Here is a 19,724-nt window from a genome sequence, read left to right as displayed (position 1 = left end):
ATACAATCTGTCTCTATTAATAAGTTTTATGAAATTGAAACCTTAAAAATTTGAAGTAATACAAGAAAGTTGAAGTATAGAGTTCTGTAAAAATTGGAAAAAGAAATGCTGCTAAAATTACATCTATTATGTTGTATATTTGCCTTTATTTTCAAATTCATTTTATCCCAGATTTTATTATTATGGCTTTTAAAAAACTACATGCAGATATAAAAGAAAAGTTGTCTGAGTTTAACTTTAACGCTCCTACTCCTTTTCAAACAAAAAGCATTCCTGTAATAAAAAGCGGAGCAAATTTATATTGTACTGCCCCAAAAGATAGTGGTAAAACTACAACTATGATTCTTACCACTATGCAAAAATTAAAGTGTGAAGAAGTTGGTACTGCAGCTAGAGCTGTTGTTTTGGTAGAAAACAATGAAAAAGCTTTAGAACTATATGAATCATTTATAAAATTTACAAGACATACTACTTTACGTGTCTATGTTTGCGATGAAAAACAGCATATAGATTTATTAAAATCTGAAATATTTGAAGGAGTAGATATTTTAATTTCTACACCAAAAACAATGATTAAATTATTGCTTTTAGAGGGCGTAAACACAACTCAACTAAAAATATTTAGTATTGATGATGCAGATTTTTTAGCCACAAAATCTGTAAATGCAGATGTATTGGCAATAACGCAAAGTATTCATAAATGTCAGTATGTAATTTATACTGAAAAAATGAATCCTACATTACAGCGTTTAGAATCTTATTTTATGCAATTTGCAAGAAAAATAACCTTTAAATAGTAATAACCACAGCGTAAAAGTTTAAAAAATAGTATACGCTCTTTAAAATTATATTTTAACTTTTAAAAATATAAATATTTCATTTTATATGTATTTTAGCTCTAAAACTATAACATGAAATTATTTTATATCCCTTTTCTTTTATTTATACTTTCTTTTGTAAGTTTAACTGCTCAAAACAAGCATTTTAACATTCACGAAAGTGAAAAGTATAGAGATCAATTTAGATCTACTAATATTTTAAATGTTTACAGTACTGCCAATGATTTAAACGTTATTGCAAGAAAAAGTAAATCTTATTTAGTTTTTGAAACCTTTGATAATTCTGCAAAAGGGAAAAAAATTAAGACCGTTAAATTAAATAAAAAAGAGAATTTTGTTGGGGAACTTTTTCATAACAATATGCTACGTATTTTTATGGTAGAAAGCCCTTCTAAAACAGTAAGAAAACTACATTGTTATACTTATGATGTAACCTCAAACACTTCAGAAAAAGTTACATTATTAGAAACTACAGTTAAAAAGAAAAGTGCAATTTTTTCGGGTGGTAATAAAAGACAAACAAACTTTTCAATATCACCAAATAAAAAATTTATTGCAATTGCTACAGATATAGAAAAAAAGAACTCTAATTCTTATAACATACATGTTTATAATGCAAGTAATTTAAGTTTAAATTATACAAAAAGCTATTATAATAATACAGAAAAATATTATACTTCATCAGATATGGTTGTAGACAATAATGGTGCTGTTTATAATGTTGGTAAAGAATATTTTAAAGGTAAAAGAGAGCGAAAAAAAGCAAAAGCAAATTATTCTTATGTAATCTGTAAAATAGATAAAGACACTGTTAAAATGGGTGCTATTCAGCTTAAAAAAGAAGAATACATTAAAAATTTAAGCATGTCTTTTGTTAACAAGCAATTGCGTTTGTTAGGGTATTATTCTGAAGACAAAGTATTCGGTATTAAAGGTGTTAGCACCTTTATGGTAGATAAAACAAGTTTAGAAACCATCAATAAAAAGAAACAAAAACTACCTTTATCAGTTTTTGAAGATTTATATGGTTATAGAAATGCAAAAAGTAAAAAAGATTCAGAATTAACAAGTTTTACTTTAGATTATCTTTTAGAAGATGAAGAAGGAAACACTTATTTAGTTGCAGAAGAATTCTATGTAACCCAAGTTTATGTTTCTAACGGAATGAATGGTGGTATGTATGTTACTACGTATCATTATGATGATATTTTAATTACAAAATTAGACGCTTCTGGTAATTTAAAATGGGGACGTAGTATTTTTAAAAGAGATACTGCTCCTTCTTACAATACTTTTATAAATAAAGGTAAATTGTATGTATTGCTAAATTCTGGTAAAAATTTAACTGCTAAAAAAGACGGACGTTTAAAAGTTTCTAAAGGATGGTTTGAGTCTAGTGCTTTGTATGCTTTTGTATATGACAAAGACGGAAAAGTAACACATGAAAAGATTCAAGATAATAAAGGAAAAACAAAATACATCCCTTACAAAGGAAGTTATGCAGATGGTAAATTTGTACTATACAACCATTCTAACAATAAAAAACAATTAATGATTCTTAGTTGTAAAGAATAACTTAATCACTCTTTTTAACTTTTAAAATAGCTTTAAAACAAATTTCTTGATCATTCCTTAAATGATTTCGTATGGAAAAAATCATTTTTATATACTGATATTACTCAGTATTGGAATAATCAAGAAATTATAAAAAAGCTTTGTCAACTATTTTAAAAAATTCCAGGAATACCTGGTAACTGTCCTGCTAATGCTAATGATACCGAACAAATTAAAAACATAATTCCTGGTATTATTAGTCTTTCTTTTAAACTCAATTCTTTGGCTCTTTCTCTATCTCCAATCAACCCTAAGTTGTCTAACAACATTGTTAAAGCCCAACCAAATACTGGGTTTACAAGTGCACAAGCAAAAATACAAGTTCCTGCACTTAAAGAGTCGTTTTCTTTTTTAACCATTTGCATTCCTGCTTCTAATAATGGTAAAAACACACCCACTATTAATGCAACTCTTAATACAGGCTCCCACATAGCTAAATCCATTGGATAACCAAAAACAGAAGCCAACACACATAAAATTGCTGTTAGAATTGCTCCTCCAGGAATTGGTCTTTTAGCAATTGCTGCAGGAATCATATAGGTACCCCATGAAGAAGCAATATTACCTCCTCCTAAAAAGGCTCCTACTACTTGTCTAATAGAAGATACTGCCATGGTATCATCTACATCCATTAAAACATCTTTTGCTTTTTTAGGATAATTCATTTCTTGAAAAACACGGTGTCCTAAAAAATCTGGAGACCACATAGCTACTGCTAAAATTGCAAACGGAATTACTGCAACATAATGTCCAAAATCTGGCCATCCTAATTGCCAACCTGTATTTTCTCCCCACCACCAAAAAGGATTCATATGAGGTAAACCTGGTGCTGTAGTAAACTGAAAGTCTACTCCCATTGCAAAAGCAATTAAACCTGCTATTGCAGAACATAAAGGAATAGCCAACCATCTTTTTTTAATACGTGCTAAATATGCATAAATAAAAATGGTAATACCAATTACTACAAAGGCAACTGTACTTTCTCCTGTACTAATAGACCAAGCTTTAAATTTTGCTATTTGAGAAATTAAACCAACTGCTCCTAAATAAATAAGCAAACCTCCTCTTACTCCTACTCCTGTTAAAGACATTAGTTTAGAGCCTCCTTTGGTAATACTTAAAATAAGTCCAAAAACACCTATTAAAATACCTAATGCTAATGGATGTCCTCCTGCTAATGCTATAATGGGTATTAAAGGAATCATAGGTCCATGAGTTCCTGCTAAATTTGCTCTAGGGTTTAAAATGGCAGAAAATATGATAACAAATATACCTCCTGCTATCAATAATTCGAAACGTACATTTTCTGCAACAAAATCTGGTGTTAAACCATATTGAGCAGCAAATGCAGCAACCATTGCTGTAACCATTACTACTTTTCCAATAGTAGCTGCCAATGCAGGTACTAAATCTTCAAATTCAACATGAAAATCTCTAAATGGTAAGTGTACTTTCCATCTTTTAAATTTCATGATAGACAATTCGTGTTCTAAATAGTCTTCTCTTTTTTCAAATTCACTCGACTTCCTTCGTTGTTCTTTATACGATTTAGAATTTTGTTCTGACATAGTTTGGTTGATCTATTTTAACTTGCTTAAACGTTTAAGCATCGCAAAAATAAATCAGGAATGGAATTAGAAATATGAGATTTATCAGTTTTACCAATTTTGTGGAAAAAAAAGAGCTATTTATCTTTTACTAACATCAATAAAAGATAAAATAGCATCAGAAATAATGTTATTGCAAATAACTTAAGAAAGCTGAAAACTCTGTTAAACTTAGACTTGCATTATTATTTACATCTAAATTATTAAAATTTTGTTCTATTACACCAATCGCTTCTGTTGTACCAATAGTTTGGTCTTTATTAATGTCTAATAAATTAAATAGTTTAGAAATATCATTTTTTGGGGTTGTTGCATTACAATTTAACAACAATGTTCTTGCTTTTGTAATGTTAGATATATTTCTATTTTTAAAGCTACTACAACTCATGAAGCTTAATGTAAACACTATAAGAATTACAATTCTTTTCATATTATTACTGTTTTGTTTTAATTATATCAAAAATAAAACAGCACAGATAGATTAAAGAATAGAATAGACAAACAGCATTTTTTTACCCTTTTAAAATAGGTTCTTATAGATGAAAAAAAATGACGATTTCTTACAAAGAGTTGTTCTGTATAAAATCTAAAAATTTAGGCTTGTATTGTTCAGAAACTGTAATGCGTTGTTTGTTAATTACAATCTGACTTCTTTCTACAACATCAATGTTTTTTAAAGAAACAATAAAAGAACGATGTACTCTTAAAAATTGTGTTTCTGGCAATTCTTCTTGCAAGTTTTTTAAGCTCATTAAGGTTAAAATAGGTTTTGGATTGTCTTTTAACCAAATTTTTATATAGTCTTTCAATCCTTCAAAATACAATACATCTGCCAATTTTATACGCAATTGTTTGTATTCAGATTTTACAAACAAAAAATCTTTTTCTTTGGTTATTTGTTGTTCAATATTCCCTTTTATCAAACCAAACCAAGTATGAGCTTTGTTTGCTGCTGCTAAAAATTCTGCATAATCAAAAGGTTTTAATAAATAGTCTAAGGCTTGTACTTTAAACCCTTCTAACGCATATTCATTAAAAGCTGTGGTAAAAATAACACGAGTTTCTTTAGGCAACATTTTAGAAAACTCCAAACCAGTTAAATCTGGCATTTGTATGTCTAAAAACAACAAATCTATAGGATTTTCTTTTACATATTCTAATGCTTCTATGGCACTACCACATTTCTTTTTTAATTGTAAAAAAGGTGTTTTTTCTACATAACTTTCCACCAAATTTAAAGCCATTGGCTCATCATCTACAATAATACAGGTAATATTTATTTTGCTCATTTTAATGGGTATCTATGTTTAATTCTACTTTAAAGCTATTGTTTTCTTTAATAGTTTTAAAGCTATATGCATTTTGATACAACAGTTTTAACCTTTTTTCTAAGTTTTGTAATCCAATACCAGAACCACTTTTATCGGTTGTTTTTTTAGGAAAATCATTATTTTCTATAGTAAAACAAACTTCTTTATCATTAGTAGTCATGCTTACTTTAATATTGCTTTCTTGGGTTGCAGAAACTCCGTGTTTAAAAGAGTTTTCTATCAAAGAGATAAACAATAATGGGGCAATTTTAATACCTGTTTCTTGGGTAGGAAATTGATAGGTAACCTTGGTTTTATCAGAAACTCTCAACTTCATTAATTCGATGTATTTTGTCATAAAATCAATTTCTTTAGAAAGTAAAATTTGTTCCAAATTAGTTTCGTACAACATATAACGCATTAACTTGCTTAAACTATGTATAGACGATTTTGCTTGTTCTGGAGAAATATCTACCAAAGAATAAATATTGTTTAACGAATTAAAAAAGAAATGAGGCTGCAATTGATAATGCAAATGTTGTAACTCTGATTGTAACTTAACATTGGCTGCTTCTTTACGTTCGGCTTCTGTAGTAGCCCATCTTTTGGTCATTTTTAAGGCAATAGAAAATAACAAAGGAGCCAAATAAGAGAGCATATGTACATAGATTATCAACTTTATTGGTGGCCTATTACCAGTATCAGAACTTCCTCTTTGATTATTCAACTCTGCAAAAAAGGTAGTTTCTATATATTCTTTTAGAAACAAGAAAAACACAATCATCAGTAAATTAATTCCTATAAATACCAATGTTTTATTTGTGAATAAAAAACGATCTATAAACTGAAAGTAATTGCTGTAAAAAATGATAACGAAAAAAACAATAGGTACCCAAAAGTGCATAAACACGCGTGTAATATCTTGTTCTTGACTGTAAGACAGTAAATAAGGCATCATAAATAAGACTACCCAAACCAATAAATGAGATAAAATGGATACTGTTTTTGTTTTAAGCATTTTTAATTTTTCTTTTTAATTGTGTAATATTTATCTTCTTCGTCCTCCAGAATAGGTCATGGCCTCCCCTTTTCCAAATCCATAACTAACCCCAAACGTTATAAAACGACCACGCTGATTAAAACTGTAAGATTCAAAAGTTGGTTGTGTAGTAAAACGTTCTGAAACTCTAGACTCAAACAAATCTCTTACTCCTAAATTTAGAATAGCTTTTCCTTTAAATATTTTTTTACGAATTCCTACATCTAAAAAAGCAAACCCTATTACACTACTCTGTATGGTTTCATATCCAGATTGGTAATTTCCTGTAAACTCAACATCAATATCTGCTGGCAATCCTATTTTTGTTCCTAAACGAGATGACCATTGGTTTCCTTTAAAATCAAATACTTGTGTATTAAATGTTCCTATTCTATTAAAAGAATTAAAATTAAAATCTCCTGTAATGGTTAGCCAATTGTTAGGTCTGTATTTACCATTGGTTTCAAAACCAAAAGTTGCATTCGTACCAATGTTTTCTGGTGTAGTAATGGTTACATTATCATTAAAAGTTGCCACACGTTCTATAACATCTTTGGTAAACTTATGATAAAAACTAGAACTTAAAGAGGTTTTACCAATTTTGTAAATACTAGTTATTTCGTAAGAATCTGTATATTCTGGCAACAAATTAGGATTTCCAACTCTAATATTAAACGTGTTTTTAATATTAAAAAACGGATTTAAATCCCACAATCGTGGTCTAAAAATACGTTTAGAATATCCTGCTTGTAACGAAAAATCTTCTGTTATTTTATAAGAGGAATGCAAGGTTGGAAATACATCTGTAAAATTTTGATTGTTGGTGGTGTTGGTATTGGTTAATACTGTTTTTAAATTGGTGTTTTCTATTCTTACACCCGCTTTTATACCCCATTTTTCTTTTTCATAAGATCCTGTTGCATAAATTCCAAATACTTTTTGATTGTACTCAAAATTGTTTGTTAAATTAAAATCTACAGTATATACATTGTTAATGAGGTTTCTTACTTCATAATCATTACCCACATCATTAATTACATATTGTGCTCCTGTTTCTAAGGTATATATATCAGAAATAGGGTTTGTGTAATCTATCTTAAACGTATAATCTGCTTGTTTAAAATCTGTGTCTGTTTGTTGATCGTTATCAATATCACTTCCAGAAATGTTGGTATTTGTAAATTGTGAAGATTGATCTTTTCCAAAAAAACGACCTAAGGTACTCACCAATAAAGTATGGTCTTCATTGTTTTTAAACTGTTTTTTATAATTCAGTTCATAACTGTACTTTGGGTTGGTAGCATCTGTAACTTCATTTCTATACCAACTAGAAACCAAACTATTGTTGGCATCATAAAAATTAAATTTTGTTTCAGAAGGCTGTTCTTCTATTTCATAAGCAAAATTACCAGATAAGGTAAGCACATTTAACGGATTTATATGATAATCTGTACCCAATGTTAAGTTGAAAAAAGTTTCGTTTCTGTACTCAGTTCCTTTACTTTCTACAACCTCGTTAGTAGTAAAATTTGTATTAAGAGCTTCATTATCTCTTGGTAAAGAACGATATCCAGCACCCAGTTGTGCAAATAAATTAAAGTTTTCGGTTCTTCTGTTTAAACTTACTCCCAAACTATGATTGTCTGGAGTTCCTGTATTGATAGAAATGGCTCCATTCCAACCTATTTTTTCTTCTTTCTTTAAAATGATGTTTAAAATACCTGCAGTTCCTGAGGCTTCGTATTTGGCAGAAGGATTGGTAATCACTTCAATACTTTCTATCATGTCTGCAGTTATTGTGCCTAAAGCATTGCTAGACTCGTCTGCTAAAACAGAGGGTTTTCCGTTAATTAATATCTGTACACCAGTACTTCCTCTTAAACTAATTTCTCCCTCAATATTTACGGTTACAGAAGGTACATTGTTCAATACTTCTAATGCACTTACACCTGTACTACTAATATCTGCACCCACATTAAAAACGCGTTTGTCTAATTTAAATTCGGTTTTAGAAATTTCTCCTGTAATTACAACTTCATCAAGCGCCTCACTATCTGGAGTCAATTTTAATGTACCTAAAGCTATTTTACCATTGGTTATGTTAAAAGTATGTATGGTTTTGGTTTTAAAGCCCATAAAACTAATTTCTACATAAAAATTGGTTTTTACGGTTTGTAGGCTAAAATGTCCATTATCATCTGAAGTAGTTCCTGTAATTAGTTTTTTAGACTCTTTTTCTTTTAAAGAGATACTTGCAAAAGGGATGGGTTGTAAAGTTGCCTCTTCTATCAGTTTTCCTGTAATAAGGGTATTGTTATTCTGAGCAGAAATAAAACTACTACACCATAAAAAAGAAACGAAAACTACTATGAAATTCTTTAAAAACATGGTTATGTATTATACTTTTAGTAAAGTAACAAAGATACTGCTATTTCATATAAAAAAAGCGCTATCAATTCTTAGGTTACCACTTGTTTTATAACTTGAATTAAAACAAAATAGATATAAAGTTCTTGTACTTTAGGTTATTCTAAGACTTTACAACTAAATTCTTACCAACTTTTATTAAATGCCTACAAAAACATTTTAATGTAGGCATTATAATCCATCCGTTTTTTACTCGTAACGTAAAGCAGTTATTGGATCTAAAGCTGAAGCTTTTCTAGCAGGATACCATCCAAAAAAGATACCTGTTACAGCACAAACAACAAAGGAAACTACTATAGAATATAAGGCAACACTTGTAGGCCAATTTAAGAAATTTTCTATAAAAAAGGTTGCTCCTAGTCCTAAGATAACTCCAAGTAAACCTCCTGTTACACTAATTAGAATAGATTCTATTAAAAACTGCATTAAAATATCAGAACCTTTACCGCCAACAGCCATTCGCAATCCTATTTCTTTGGTACGTTCTTTTACAGAAACATACATAATATTCATAATACCAATACCTCCAATTAATAACGAAATACCTGCCACTGCTACCAATAAAACAGTAAGCATCTCACTAGTAGAACTAAAGGTTGAAATCAATTCTTCCATAGAACGCACTGTAAAATCATCTTCTTCATTGTCCATTATTTTGTGTTGAGTACGTAAAATTTCGGTGACTTGATCTACAGCGTCTGGAGCATCATCTTCACTTATGGCAGAACCCATAATTTGATTTAAATAATCGATAGCCAAAATACGTTTTTGTACAGTTGTATAAGGTGCTACTACCACATCATCTTGATCTTGCCCAAAGGTGTTTTCTCCTTTTTCTTCTAAAACACCAATAACTTTAAACGGTATATTATTAAAACGAATCGTTTTTCCTACAGGTTCTTCACCATCTGGAAATATATTATCTACAACTGTTTGACCAATAACTACTACTTTTGAAGCCAATTTAACTTCTGTATCTGTAAACATGCTTCCACTTTTTAAGCCAACAGATTTTATATTTAAATACTCTGTATTTACCCCATAAATAGAACTTGGCCAGTTATTAGAACCATTAATAACCTGCCCTCCTCCATTTACAACAGGTGTAATGTAGCTTAATAAACTAGCTTCCTCTTTTATGGTTTCGTAGTTTTTTAGTGTTAATGTCTGCACATCTCCACCACTTCCTCTTGCAGGTCCTCTCATATCTGCTCCTGGTTGTATCGTAATCATATTAGACCCCATAGAAGAAATGGTGGTTCTAATACTTTCTTTAGACCCTTCTCCAATAGCTAGCATAGCAATTACAGAAGCTACACCTATAATAATTCCAAGCATTGTTAACAAGGTTCTTGTTTTATTAAGCACAATAGCCTTTGTTGCAATTTTAAATAAATTTAATAGTCTCATAATTAATGGTCTTGTTTAGGTAATTTTGCTAATTCTGATGCTGCAGATTCTATATTGTCATTGTCATAATCTTGTATAATGTTTCCATCTTTTAGTATAATTGTTCTGCTACTAAAAGTTGCAATATCTGGTTCGTGAGTAACAAAGGTTATGGTAATTCCTTGCTTGTTCAATTCTTGAAAAAGCGACATAATTTCATACGATGTACGTGTATCTAAATTTCCAGTAGCTTCATCTGCTAATATCATTACAGGGTTGTTAACTAAAGACCTGGCAATGGCTACACGTTGTTGTTGTCCTCCAGAAAGTTGGGCAGGAGTATGATGTAATCGCTCTCCTAAACCAACCATTTCAAGTGCTTTTATAGCTCTTTCTCTTCGCTCTTCAGAAGATACTTTGCTATTATACAGTAATGGTAACTCTACATTTTCAATAGCAGAGGTTCTTGCTAATAAATTATAAGATTGAAAAATGAATCCAATTTTTTCATTTCTTATGGTTGCCAATTCATTTCTACTTAAATCTTTTACACTAACACCATCTATTTCATACAATCCAGATGTTGGTTGATCTAAGCAACCTAAAATATTTAGCATGGTACTTTTACCAGAACCACTAGATCCCATTATGGTTACAAATTCACCTTCTTTAATAGAAAAGGATATTCCTTTTAAAGCGTGAACCGTTTCGGTTCCCATGGTAAATTCACGTTTTAAATTGTTTATTTTAATAATTTCTTTACTCATGTTTTTATTTTTTCTTGTTAGCTCCTGGTGGTTTTGGCATAAAAGGACTTTCATTAGATCCTGATGGAGGACCAAAAGCTTTTGATGCAGACATGTTTTTTAAACTATATACTAACTCATCTCCTTGATTAATTCCACTTATAACTTGCACATTTACACCATCACTAGCTCCTATTGTTATTGTTTTAGGCGTAATACTTTTATCTTTACCTAACACCCAAACTGTTGTCCCATTTTTTGAGGTATTACTTGTGTTGTTTGGCATATTATAATCTGTGTTATAAGTAGTTAAAGCTTCAGTTTCAGGTTTAAAATTTATAGCTTTTGCTTCTGCAGTTAAAACATTATTAAGTTCTAATGTATAAATTGAAATAGTAGCTGTTAAACCTGGTTTTAACTTTAAATCTTCGTTTTCTGCTTTTATAACCACGGTGTAAGTCACAACGTTTGAAGTAACTGTTGGATCTAAACGTACTTGAGTTACAACACCATTAAAGGTTTCTCCTATGTAAGCATCTACTGTAAATTCTACACGCTGCCCTTCTGTTACCTGACCTATATCTGCTTCATCAACATCTGCTTCTACTTGCATTTCTTTTAAATCTTGTGCAATGGTAAACAAGGTTGGTGTACTTAAACTAGCTGCAACTGTTTGTCCTTCGTCAATAGCTCTAGACAATACCACACCATCTATTGGCGAATAAATATTGGCATATTCTAAATTGGTTTTAGCTCTTTGCAAATCAGACAAACGTTGTATAGTAGTTCCTTTGGCTGTTTCGTAATTGTATAGCGCTGTATCATAATCAGACTGACTGATCACTTGGTTGTTAAATAACGATTGTTGTCTGTCAAAAATAGTTTTCATATATTTTTTTTGACTCACAGCATTGTCATATGCAGCTTTTGCTTGTGTATGTGTAGCTCTTAAATTGGTTTTATCCAATTCTGCAATTAATTGCCCTTCTTTTACCTCACTGTTATAATCTACATATATTTTTTCTACCACACCAGATACTTGTGTTCCTACCTCTACTTGGGTAATTGGTTCTATAGTTCCTGTAGCAGTAACCATTGTGGTTACATTTGCCTTTTTAGCGGTAATTGTTTTGGGTATAATTAGTACTTTTTCTGCTGGTTTAAATATTCCATATGCAACCACAGCAAGTATTGCTATGATAATGATGACTATGATGCTTTTTTTCTTGTTTTTCATGATGTTCTTCTTAAAGTGTAATTGTGTTCCCTTGGTAAAATTGTAATAATTGGTGATATAAAAGTGTCAAGTATTTTGCCTGAATGTAATTTTGTTGTGCATTGGTATATACGTTTTGACTAATGATAAAATCGGTGGTATTTAAAGCACCCAATTCGTATTTTTTTAACGCCAACGTGTACGATTGTTCTGCAGCCTCTTTTGCAGCTTGTGCTGCTACCAATTGTTCTTGAGCAGACATTGCATTTTGATAGGCTGTTTCTACTTTTTTATAAATAGTTTTAGTAGTTGTTTGCTTTTCTATTTCTGCTTTTTCAACATTTAATTGGGCTGTTTTAACAGCTGCTTTGGTAGCGTTCCTGTTAAATATTGGAATGCTTAACGTAAGACCTAAACGTTGATTAAAATTTAAATCTAACTGGTCTGTAAACGAACTACTATTAATACTTGTATACCCAGATCCTAAACTACCCGATAAAGATAATATTGGTAAAAATGCTCCTTTGGCAATGTCTTCTTCTTTTTTATTAGCCGCAATATTTAAGTTGCTAGCGGCTAACTCTGGCAAGTATCCTAATGCTTTTTTGTAAATCTCTAACTTATTTAATGATAGTGATATAACATCTTTACTTTCATTTAAAGGTTTAACATCAAATGCAGTTACAGGATCTAGTTCTAACAACTGTTTTAAAACAATAATGTATTGTTGGTAGTTGTTTTTTGCCGTAATAATGGTGTATTTATTTGTTGCTGCCTGACTCTGAACTTCACTATAATCGCCTAAGGTAATTTCGCCAGCATCCAAACGAGCTTTGGCTCTTTTTAATTCTTTTTCTGTAGCTTTTAAATTGTTTTCTGCAATGGCAATGTCTTCTTTACTAAACAATGCTTGTAAGTAATTTTCTAATAGGTTAAGTACAATGTTGTTTTTAACCTCTTCTGCCAACAAACTAGTTTGCTCAAAACGTATTTTGTTTTGTGTAATTTGATTGTTTAACTGATTTCCTTGAAACAAAGTAACCGAACTGGTAATACCTACATTGGTGCTATTAACTTGCTCTGTAACAAAATCGCTGGTAATAGGATCTATGGTATTACCACTAGAAAAACTTTGTGTAGCACTCCCAAAAAGGTTTGGTAATTTGGCATCTTTAGATTTTTGATAAGTAACCGATGCTATATTTTTAGACAAAACTGCATCTTTAATGCTAATGTTGTTTTCTAAGGCATGCGTTACACAATCTTGAAAAGACCATGTTTGCAATGTAGCGTTGTTTTCCGTTTTTTGAGCATGGGTTTGCTGCCAAAAAAGCAAACTTGCTAAAACAATTATATATTTCATTTTTAAAGGTGTTTTTATTTTACACTTCAAAAATGTAACGATTGCTTGTCTTATTAAAATACAATATACGTTTGTAGGGGTTTGCTATACCAAAAGGCTTTTTTTATCGATGGGATTTTTTAGTCATTGCGAGGCACGAAGCAATCTCATAATTTGCACTCCTCTCATAACCTGCACTCCCCTTTTTCATCCTACAGACTGCTTCATTCTTCGCAGTGACGAATACTATTGTGATTCTCCAGACTAATGTCATTGAGTAGAAATTCCTACGTCATTGAGCGGACGCAGGACAAAGCAATCTCACACAAACTCCTCCTGCACTACTTCAAACAAATCCTTCCAATTCGGATTGATACTTTCTATCAACCCTACTTTTTGGGCTCTATTACCACCTTTTAACTGTTTTTCACGAGCAATGGCATCACCTATTTCTTGAAAAGCTTCATAATACACCAATTTGTGTAAGTTATATCGTGCAGTAAATGATTTAGGATTGATGTTGTCTTTGTGTTGTTGTATGCGAGTTATGATATTATTGGTAACACCTACATACAAAGTAGTATTATTCTTATTCGTTAGTATGTATATAAAACCTGGTTTCATAGTGTTGTTTTAGTCATTGCGAGTAATTTTTTTCCGTCATTGCGAGGACGCAGGACAAAGCAATCTCATAACCTACTCTCCTCATATTCCATCCAACAAACTGCTTCATTCTTCGCAGTGACGAATGCTATTCTTATTATTCCACATTAACATCATTTGGTAACATTATGGTTTGAAAATCTGGAATTTGGTCTTTTAAATCTTTCATATTTAATGATTTGGCATTAAAATTGCAATTATTTATTTAATTTTCACTAATTTTGTATATACAAAAATATTAAGTCGACTCGATTGAAGCCGTTTGCTTTCATAGGGCCGCAACAAAATCCTCGGTTTTTTAACCTAGGTAACTTTTAAAAATACTGGATTGGGCATTTCCCGGTCGGCAACATTCCTCGGTCTTATACTGAGGATTTTGTTTTTAAGGAAACAATTTATAACCATATATTTTGTCTTTAATAATTTCATAAGCTCTATTAGATTGCATTGGTTTTAAGTAATTTAACCCAATAGGTCTTGCTGTTAAATCTGCCAATTGCAAACCACTAGAATTAGATTTTTTATCAGCTAATAAAAAACGATAAATCATATTTTTAAAATTTACTTGTTTGTAACCAAATTGCTCATTTTTATTACAAATACGTAAAAACTCAAGTTCTAAATCTTTATCCTCATTAGCACCTCTTTTTTCAAAAATTATTGATATTTCTTTACCTGCTTGCTGTTTAGTAACTAATAGACTATTTAATTTTTCTAAGCCTAATCGCAAACTTAAATGATAAGGGTTAAAAGGTTGTGCATATTTATCTTTCAGCTTTTTTTTATCTATTACGATTGGTACAATTGTAACGTTAGTATTTTCTATGATTGTAGATAAATCATTCAAAAAATTATTTCTTAAGTTTCTATCTGTTCTTAAAAATTGAAATGGACGTTTGCTTTTTCGAATATCTGTTTCGTGCAATATTACTTGGTCGTGCCCAAAATATTTAAACTTAAATTTTTGTAAATCAGGTACAGCTTCATTTATATAATCTGTAATATAGAAACAACAAAAAGTAAGCACAAATATGGGGTAATTTTCGTCAATTGTGTTTAAACCGTGATCACCAGATTCATCTACATAAATTATATATTCTCCTTTTTGTATCATTCTTTCTTTTTCAATTATTAAGAGATTACTTCGTAAACTCGCAATGACTTAGGAGTTCTCTACAAATAAATTTATTTTTCTGGTAGGCCATACAATTCATAAACCAAAGCATCTATTTCTTTGTCTATTTGGTTTATTTGAATTTCCAATACTTGCCTTTTTAATTTAAAACCATTTCAAAAACACCAATTATTTTAAAATCTTCTGCACTATCATCAGAAAGAATAATTGGTTCAAAAGTATTATCGTATGAAAGCGGTATTAAACTTATAGATTTATGTGTCCAAGAATTATCATTTATAGTTTTTGTACTTTGATATTCTTTTATTGTATAACCAGATCCAAAATCAGAATCATGAATTTCAGATGATTGAGCTAAAACAATTCTTCCATTTCTTGAGCCTCCACGATATTTTTTAAATAAACAAATAGAGTTGTTAGGTATTATTTTATTCATAGATTCTCCAATTACTAAGCAAGCAAAATAATCTTCTGAGGCTCTAATGAAACTTGGTATTTCAACCCATTTTTTATTGTTAACAGTTTGAAATTCACTAAAATCGCCAGCTGCAACTTTTAGATCATAATAAGGAACACTATTCTCGAACTGTTTGTTTTCAATTTTTAACTTTACAATATCTTTATTATTTGAAAAGGATTGGTGTTGTATAATATGAGAAGATAAATAATCTCTCAATTCTTTGTTACAAGCATATACATAAGTTCCTTTTATTCCTCTTAATAAAATTGTTTTATAAATATTTATTATAAAATCTTTTAATTCTTTAGGGTCATTTATCGATTGCTTACCATTAGTATCATAATAATTCTGTTCTAATATTATAATTTCATCTTTTTCTTTTGAATAAGAAATTTCTTTACCGAATATAATTCCTGAATAATTCAAATCATAACCTTGAGTTGTGTGAATACATCCTACTTCATTTATTGCATTAGATGAATTAACCCAATCAATATTGGTAGAATTCCATTTTAACTTAGTATTTTCAATTTCAATATCTAAAAGATTTTTATTTTTATTTGATATCCATTTCCAAGAATATCCAGCAATCATTCTTGCCAAACCAACTTCTTGGTTTCGAGTTTTGATTTCATTAATAAACAGTTCTATATTATCAAATAAAACAAATTCATAATTCTGATTTATATAAATATCTTGGTTATCTAATTTACAATTTAGTAAATCATCAATATATTTAACATAAGAATTTCCTCCTTTAACTCTAAATTGAGACTGTAAGAATTCAATTTTTGTATCATTTTTAGATTTAAGTTTATCAAAATTTTCCTTTAAAACATCAGATGGTTTTATAGATTGACCTTCATCATAAAATAATATAGAATTTGAACTTTGTTTTATTACCCAATCTAATTCATTACCTGTAAACTTTTTAAGATTTAATTTTGCATTTATTTTATCAAAAGCACCAAAATAAGCACCCAAATTAACTCTTCTTCTTAATCTATGTGATTCATCTACTATTATAATATCATAATGTGTTTTAGCTAGTTCAGCAGGTCCAATTACCATGCTTGCTTTTAAACCCTTTACATTTTTAAATACTTTTTTTAAAGTATTTCTTAGAGAAGACATTGGTACAACTAGAGCAATTTTAGGGTTTGGAAATTTTTGTTTTAGTTTGTCTATCTTATATTTTAACTCAATTTCTTCATTTCCAAAATCTCTAAAATTGAAATCAGTATTATCAGAATTTAATAATTTGAATAAAAAAATGGCTAAAATTGTTTTTCCTGTTCCTGCTCCACCTTCTATAATAGTGTTGTTAATATTATTGTTTAATAAATTTTCAATTATTAAATAGAGGCCTTTTTTTTGTTCTTCAGTTAAGCTTTTATAAGGAGAGTATTTAAATAAATCAGAATTATCAATATGTTTTAATGAGTGTTTAGCAACACCTTCTTTCCTTAGATTATTCCATATTTTTTTAAAAATACTTGCATAAACTTCATTTTTTTGATAATAATTATGATTAGCAATACCTAAATTTCCGTTCAATAACTTATATACACCATCACCTGATAAATATTTTATAAGTAATGACTCTATATCTAAAGTAGCAGATTTATTAAATTGTTTACTGCTTATTAATCTAAATGTAGTTAATTTATTTTTATTATTATTTTTTAAATGAGTCTTTAATCTGGTAGGAGTATCAGTAGTTTCTCCTATATATGCTTCTTTTATTAATTCATCACTTAATATGTAAACTAATGGCCAAAGATTATTCGCATAATAATTCTCTAATGCTTCAATATTTGAAATATCAAAATTATGACTTTCTATTTTGAAAGCAACATTATCTATCATAATTGATTATATTTCTTAGCACTACCTTTTGATTTTTCTACTGTATACTTTTCACCATTAAGTTTTATTTTATCTTTAATAATAGTAGGTATATCAAGTTTGTGTTTTTCAGCTAAAAGAAAAGCAAAAGAAAGAATGTCAGCCAATTCTTCTTTTAATTTATCTTTATCAACATCTTCATTTTTTTTCCAAAGAAATAATTCATTTAATTCAGAAGCTTCAATAGAAATAGCTAAAGCTAAATCTTTTGAATTATGAAACTGTTTCCAATCTCTTTCATCTCTAAATTTAATAAGTAAATCTGTAATAGTTTTTATATCACTCATTTGATGATTTTATTTTTTTGAAAACAACTTAGTAACATAATTTTAATATAGTTTTATAAATTCTTTCAAATAATTTTATAAAACTAAATGTACCAAACTTTTGCCTTTTACAGAAGAAAAACAATTGGAAATTTAAAAGATATTGCGATCATAATGAAGCAATCTATTGGTGAACGCTTCTACACTTTATCAGACTGCTTCGTTCCTCGCAGTGACGTTTAGAAAGATTACTAGTTTTTACCCCTTTTTAATAAGCGTTTTATAAGTCATTTTTAGTTAATAACTCCTCTGTTTTGTTGATAATTAGGTGTTTTTTAACTGACATTGCGAGGACGTAGGACGCGGCTATCTGTTAATCATACTTCTTTTCATTAGTTTGCAGCGTTTTTTTTGCTTCGGACCTAGCAAAAATCTTTGTAAAGACAGTAGTAAATTGCCTTAAGGAGCACTGTGTACTCCATCAGTGTGCATTTTATACTGCATACGTACCCGATACAAGTTGCCTACGTATGCAATAAGGCAAAAAAAGTGGGTTTTAAGCATAAAAAAACCTCAATAACACGAAGTTATTGAGGTTTTTAAGTGTTCGTTATTACAAACACAATGAAGCTATCTGCTAGTAAAATACTATGTTGTTCTACTAAACTTTAAGTTCTTTAACATTGTTTTTAATTTTACAGCAGGTCTAAACAATACACGTGTATTGGTAACTGCTTCTGCAGAAACTTCTTCTTCAGTAACAAAACCTTTAGAACTGAAACTTATTTGAAAGTTTCCGAGTTTTCCCAGACGTACAATACGTCCTTGTTTTAACTCTCTTATAATATTAACTTCTAAAATATTTAACAAGGCCAAACAGTCACTTTCCGAAAGTGCTGATTGCTCAGAAATCATTTCTGCTAAGGTTTCAAAATCTACGCTTCCATTAGCAACTACTGCTGCATAATATTTTGCGTCTAATGTTCTATCTTGAGGATTTTTCCTCTCTATAGTTTTAAATTTAATAGCCATCTTTTATATGGGTATTTGTTTGTATTGCTTTAGAAAGGTAGCAATACAGACACCTTTTTTAGCACGTTTTAAAAACTCTGCAATACATTGCCCAACCACAAACGTTTTAATGTAGTAGAACTATAAGTAATGGTATTACTTAAAGGAGTTAGTTCAATAAAAATTAAGTCATTTAATACCAAAGGGTGCAGTCTGTTGAACCTGCTTTATTTTAACAAAATAAATTTTGGTAAGCTAAAAAAGAATTGTAATTTTGATTTGCAGAAAAAAACACAAGCACTTTTTAGTGTTACCGTTTACAAAAAGTCTTAGCTCAACAGATCTAAGGCTTTTTTGTTGGTGTAAATATAAAGATTATTTATATAACTATTTGTTTTAATAATAAAAACTTATCAACTTTTTTTTGTTGATAGATTTTTTGATTATTTATACCCAGGTTATAAACAAAAAAGATATACTGCTTATTATGTGTTGTTTATAGACTTCATGATGTTTTTTTAGATTTCTCCACAAGGTCGAAATGACATTAGTATTCGTCACTGCGAGGAAGTATGACGAAGCAGTCTGTTTAATGTGTATTTGTTTTGATTGAGATTGCTTCGTGCCTCGCAATGACAAATGGTGTTTTGAATATTATTATAGATTTCTCCACAAGGTCGAAATGACAAATAGTTGCTGTCATTTCGATGAGTGAAGTATGAACGATTGAGAAATCTATTATTGACAGTGTG

General features: G+C 29.7%; 16 protein-coding genes. 2 read left to right on the top strand and 14 right to left on the bottom strand.

The features are described 5' to 3' along the window. Positions 1 to 182: 182 nt before the first annotated feature. Complete coding sequence (locus MPF13_RS13875; RefSeq protein ID WP_249983361.1) at positions 183 to 797, top strand: DEAD/DEAH box helicase; 615 nt, start codon at positions 183 to 185, stop codon at positions 795 to 797. A gap of 114 nt (positions 798 to 911) precedes the next feature. Next, entirely contained in the window at positions 912 to 2,414 is a 1,503-nt protein-coding gene (locus MPF13_RS13870; protein WP_249983360.1) for a hypothetical protein, read from the top strand. Between the two features lie 152 nt (positions 2,415 to 2,566). On the opposite strand, the gene MPF13_RS13865 is transcribed toward MPF13_RS13870, so the two are convergent. From MPF13_RS13865 to MPF13_RS13800, 14 genes are all read right to left on the bottom strand, one after another. Continuing rightward, positions 2,567 to 4,021, bottom strand: a complete 1,455-nt coding sequence (locus MPF13_RS13865; RefSeq protein ID WP_249983359.1) for a DUF3360 family protein — start codon at positions 4,019 to 4,021, stop codon at positions 2,567 to 2,569. Between the two features lie 169 nt (positions 4,022 to 4,190). After that, complete coding sequence (locus MPF13_RS13860; RefSeq protein WP_249983358.1) at positions 4,191 to 4,490, bottom strand: hypothetical protein; 300 nt, start codon at positions 4,488 to 4,490, stop codon at positions 4,191 to 4,193. Between the two features lie 130 nt (positions 4,491 to 4,620). Continuing rightward, positions 4,621 to 5,349, bottom strand: a complete 729-nt coding sequence (locus tag MPF13_RS13855; RefSeq protein ID WP_249983357.1) for a LytR/AlgR family response regulator transcription factor — start codon at positions 5,347 to 5,349, stop codon at positions 4,621 to 4,623. 1 nt (position 5,350) lies between these two features. After that, positions 5,351 to 6,388 (bottom strand): sensor histidine kinase, encoded by a 1,038-nt coding sequence (locus MPF13_RS13850; RefSeq protein WP_249983356.1) that lies wholly within the window; start codon positions 6,386 to 6,388, stop codon positions 5,351 to 5,353. A gap of 30 nt (positions 6,389 to 6,418) precedes the next feature. Further along, positions 6,419 to 8,797, bottom strand: a complete 2,379-nt coding sequence (locus MPF13_RS13845; RefSeq protein WP_249983355.1) for a TonB-dependent receptor — start codon at positions 8,795 to 8,797, stop codon at positions 6,419 to 6,421. A 228-nt stretch (positions 8,798 to 9,025) separates the two neighbouring features. Further along, the gene (locus MPF13_RS13840; RefSeq protein WP_249983354.1) at positions 9,026 to 10,246 is read right to left on the bottom strand and encodes an ABC transporter permease; all 1,221 of its coding nucleotides are present in this window, start codon (positions 10,244 to 10,246) and stop codon (positions 9,026 to 9,028) included. A 2-nt stretch (positions 10,247 to 10,248) separates the two neighbouring features. Further along, positions 10,249 to 10,992: an ABC transporter ATP-binding protein gene (locus MPF13_RS13835; RefSeq protein ID WP_349666031.1), complete on the bottom strand. Its 744-nt coding sequence runs from the start codon at positions 10,990 to 10,992 to the stop codon at positions 10,249 to 10,251. Between the two features lie 4 nt (positions 10,993 to 10,996). Beyond that, positions 10,997 to 12,208, bottom strand: coding sequence for an efflux RND transporter periplasmic adaptor subunit (locus MPF13_RS13830; RefSeq protein WP_249983352.1), 1,212 nt, complete (start codon positions 12,206 to 12,208; stop codon positions 10,997 to 10,999). A gap of 10 nt (positions 12,209 to 12,218) precedes the next feature. After that, the gene (locus MPF13_RS13825) at positions 12,219 to 13,550 is read right to left on the bottom strand and encodes a TolC family protein (protein WP_249983351.1); all 1,332 of its coding nucleotides are present in this window, start codon (positions 13,548 to 13,550) and stop codon (positions 12,219 to 12,221) included. A gap of 300 nt (positions 13,551 to 13,850) precedes the next feature. Further along, positions 13,851 to 14,153, bottom strand: a complete 303-nt coding sequence (locus tag MPF13_RS13820; RefSeq protein ID WP_249983350.1) for a GIY-YIG nuclease family protein — start codon at positions 14,151 to 14,153, stop codon at positions 13,851 to 13,853. 421 nt (positions 14,154 to 14,574) lie between these two features. Next, positions 14,575 to 15,306, bottom strand: coding sequence for a DUF3800 domain-containing protein (locus tag MPF13_RS13815; protein ID WP_249983349.1), 732 nt, complete (start codon positions 15,304 to 15,306; stop codon positions 14,575 to 14,577). A 160-nt stretch (positions 15,307 to 15,466) separates the two neighbouring features. Further along, positions 15,467 to 17,656 carry a DNA/RNA helicase domain-containing protein gene (locus MPF13_RS13810; protein WP_249983348.1) on the bottom strand — a complete coding sequence of 730 codons (2,190 nt, stop codon included), beginning with the start codon at positions 17,654 to 17,656 and terminating at the stop codon, positions 15,467 to 15,469. Beyond that, a complete protein-coding gene (locus MPF13_RS13805; RefSeq protein ID WP_249983347.1) occupies positions 17,653 to 17,982 on the bottom strand; it encodes a nucleotide pyrophosphohydrolase in 330 nt (109 codons plus the stop codon). The genes MPF13_RS13810 and MPF13_RS13805 overlap by 4 nt, the downstream gene beginning before the upstream one ends. A 627-nt stretch (positions 17,983 to 18,609) precedes the next feature. Continuing rightward, positions 18,610 to 18,993 (bottom strand): HU family DNA-binding protein, encoded by a 384-nt coding sequence (locus MPF13_RS13800; RefSeq protein WP_249983346.1) that lies wholly within the window; start codon positions 18,991 to 18,993, stop codon positions 18,610 to 18,612. Positions 18,994 to 19,724 lie beyond the last annotated feature (731 nt).

Origin of the sequence: Polaribacter sp. Z022, from assembly GCF_023555495.1 — a bacterium.
In the GTDB taxonomy this organism is placed as follows: Bacteria; Bacteroidota; Bacteroidia; order Flavobacteriales; family Flavobacteriaceae; genus Polaribacter.
The sequence above is the reverse complement of the archived record's forward strand: the minus strand, read 5'-3'. Positions and strand labels throughout refer to the sequence as shown.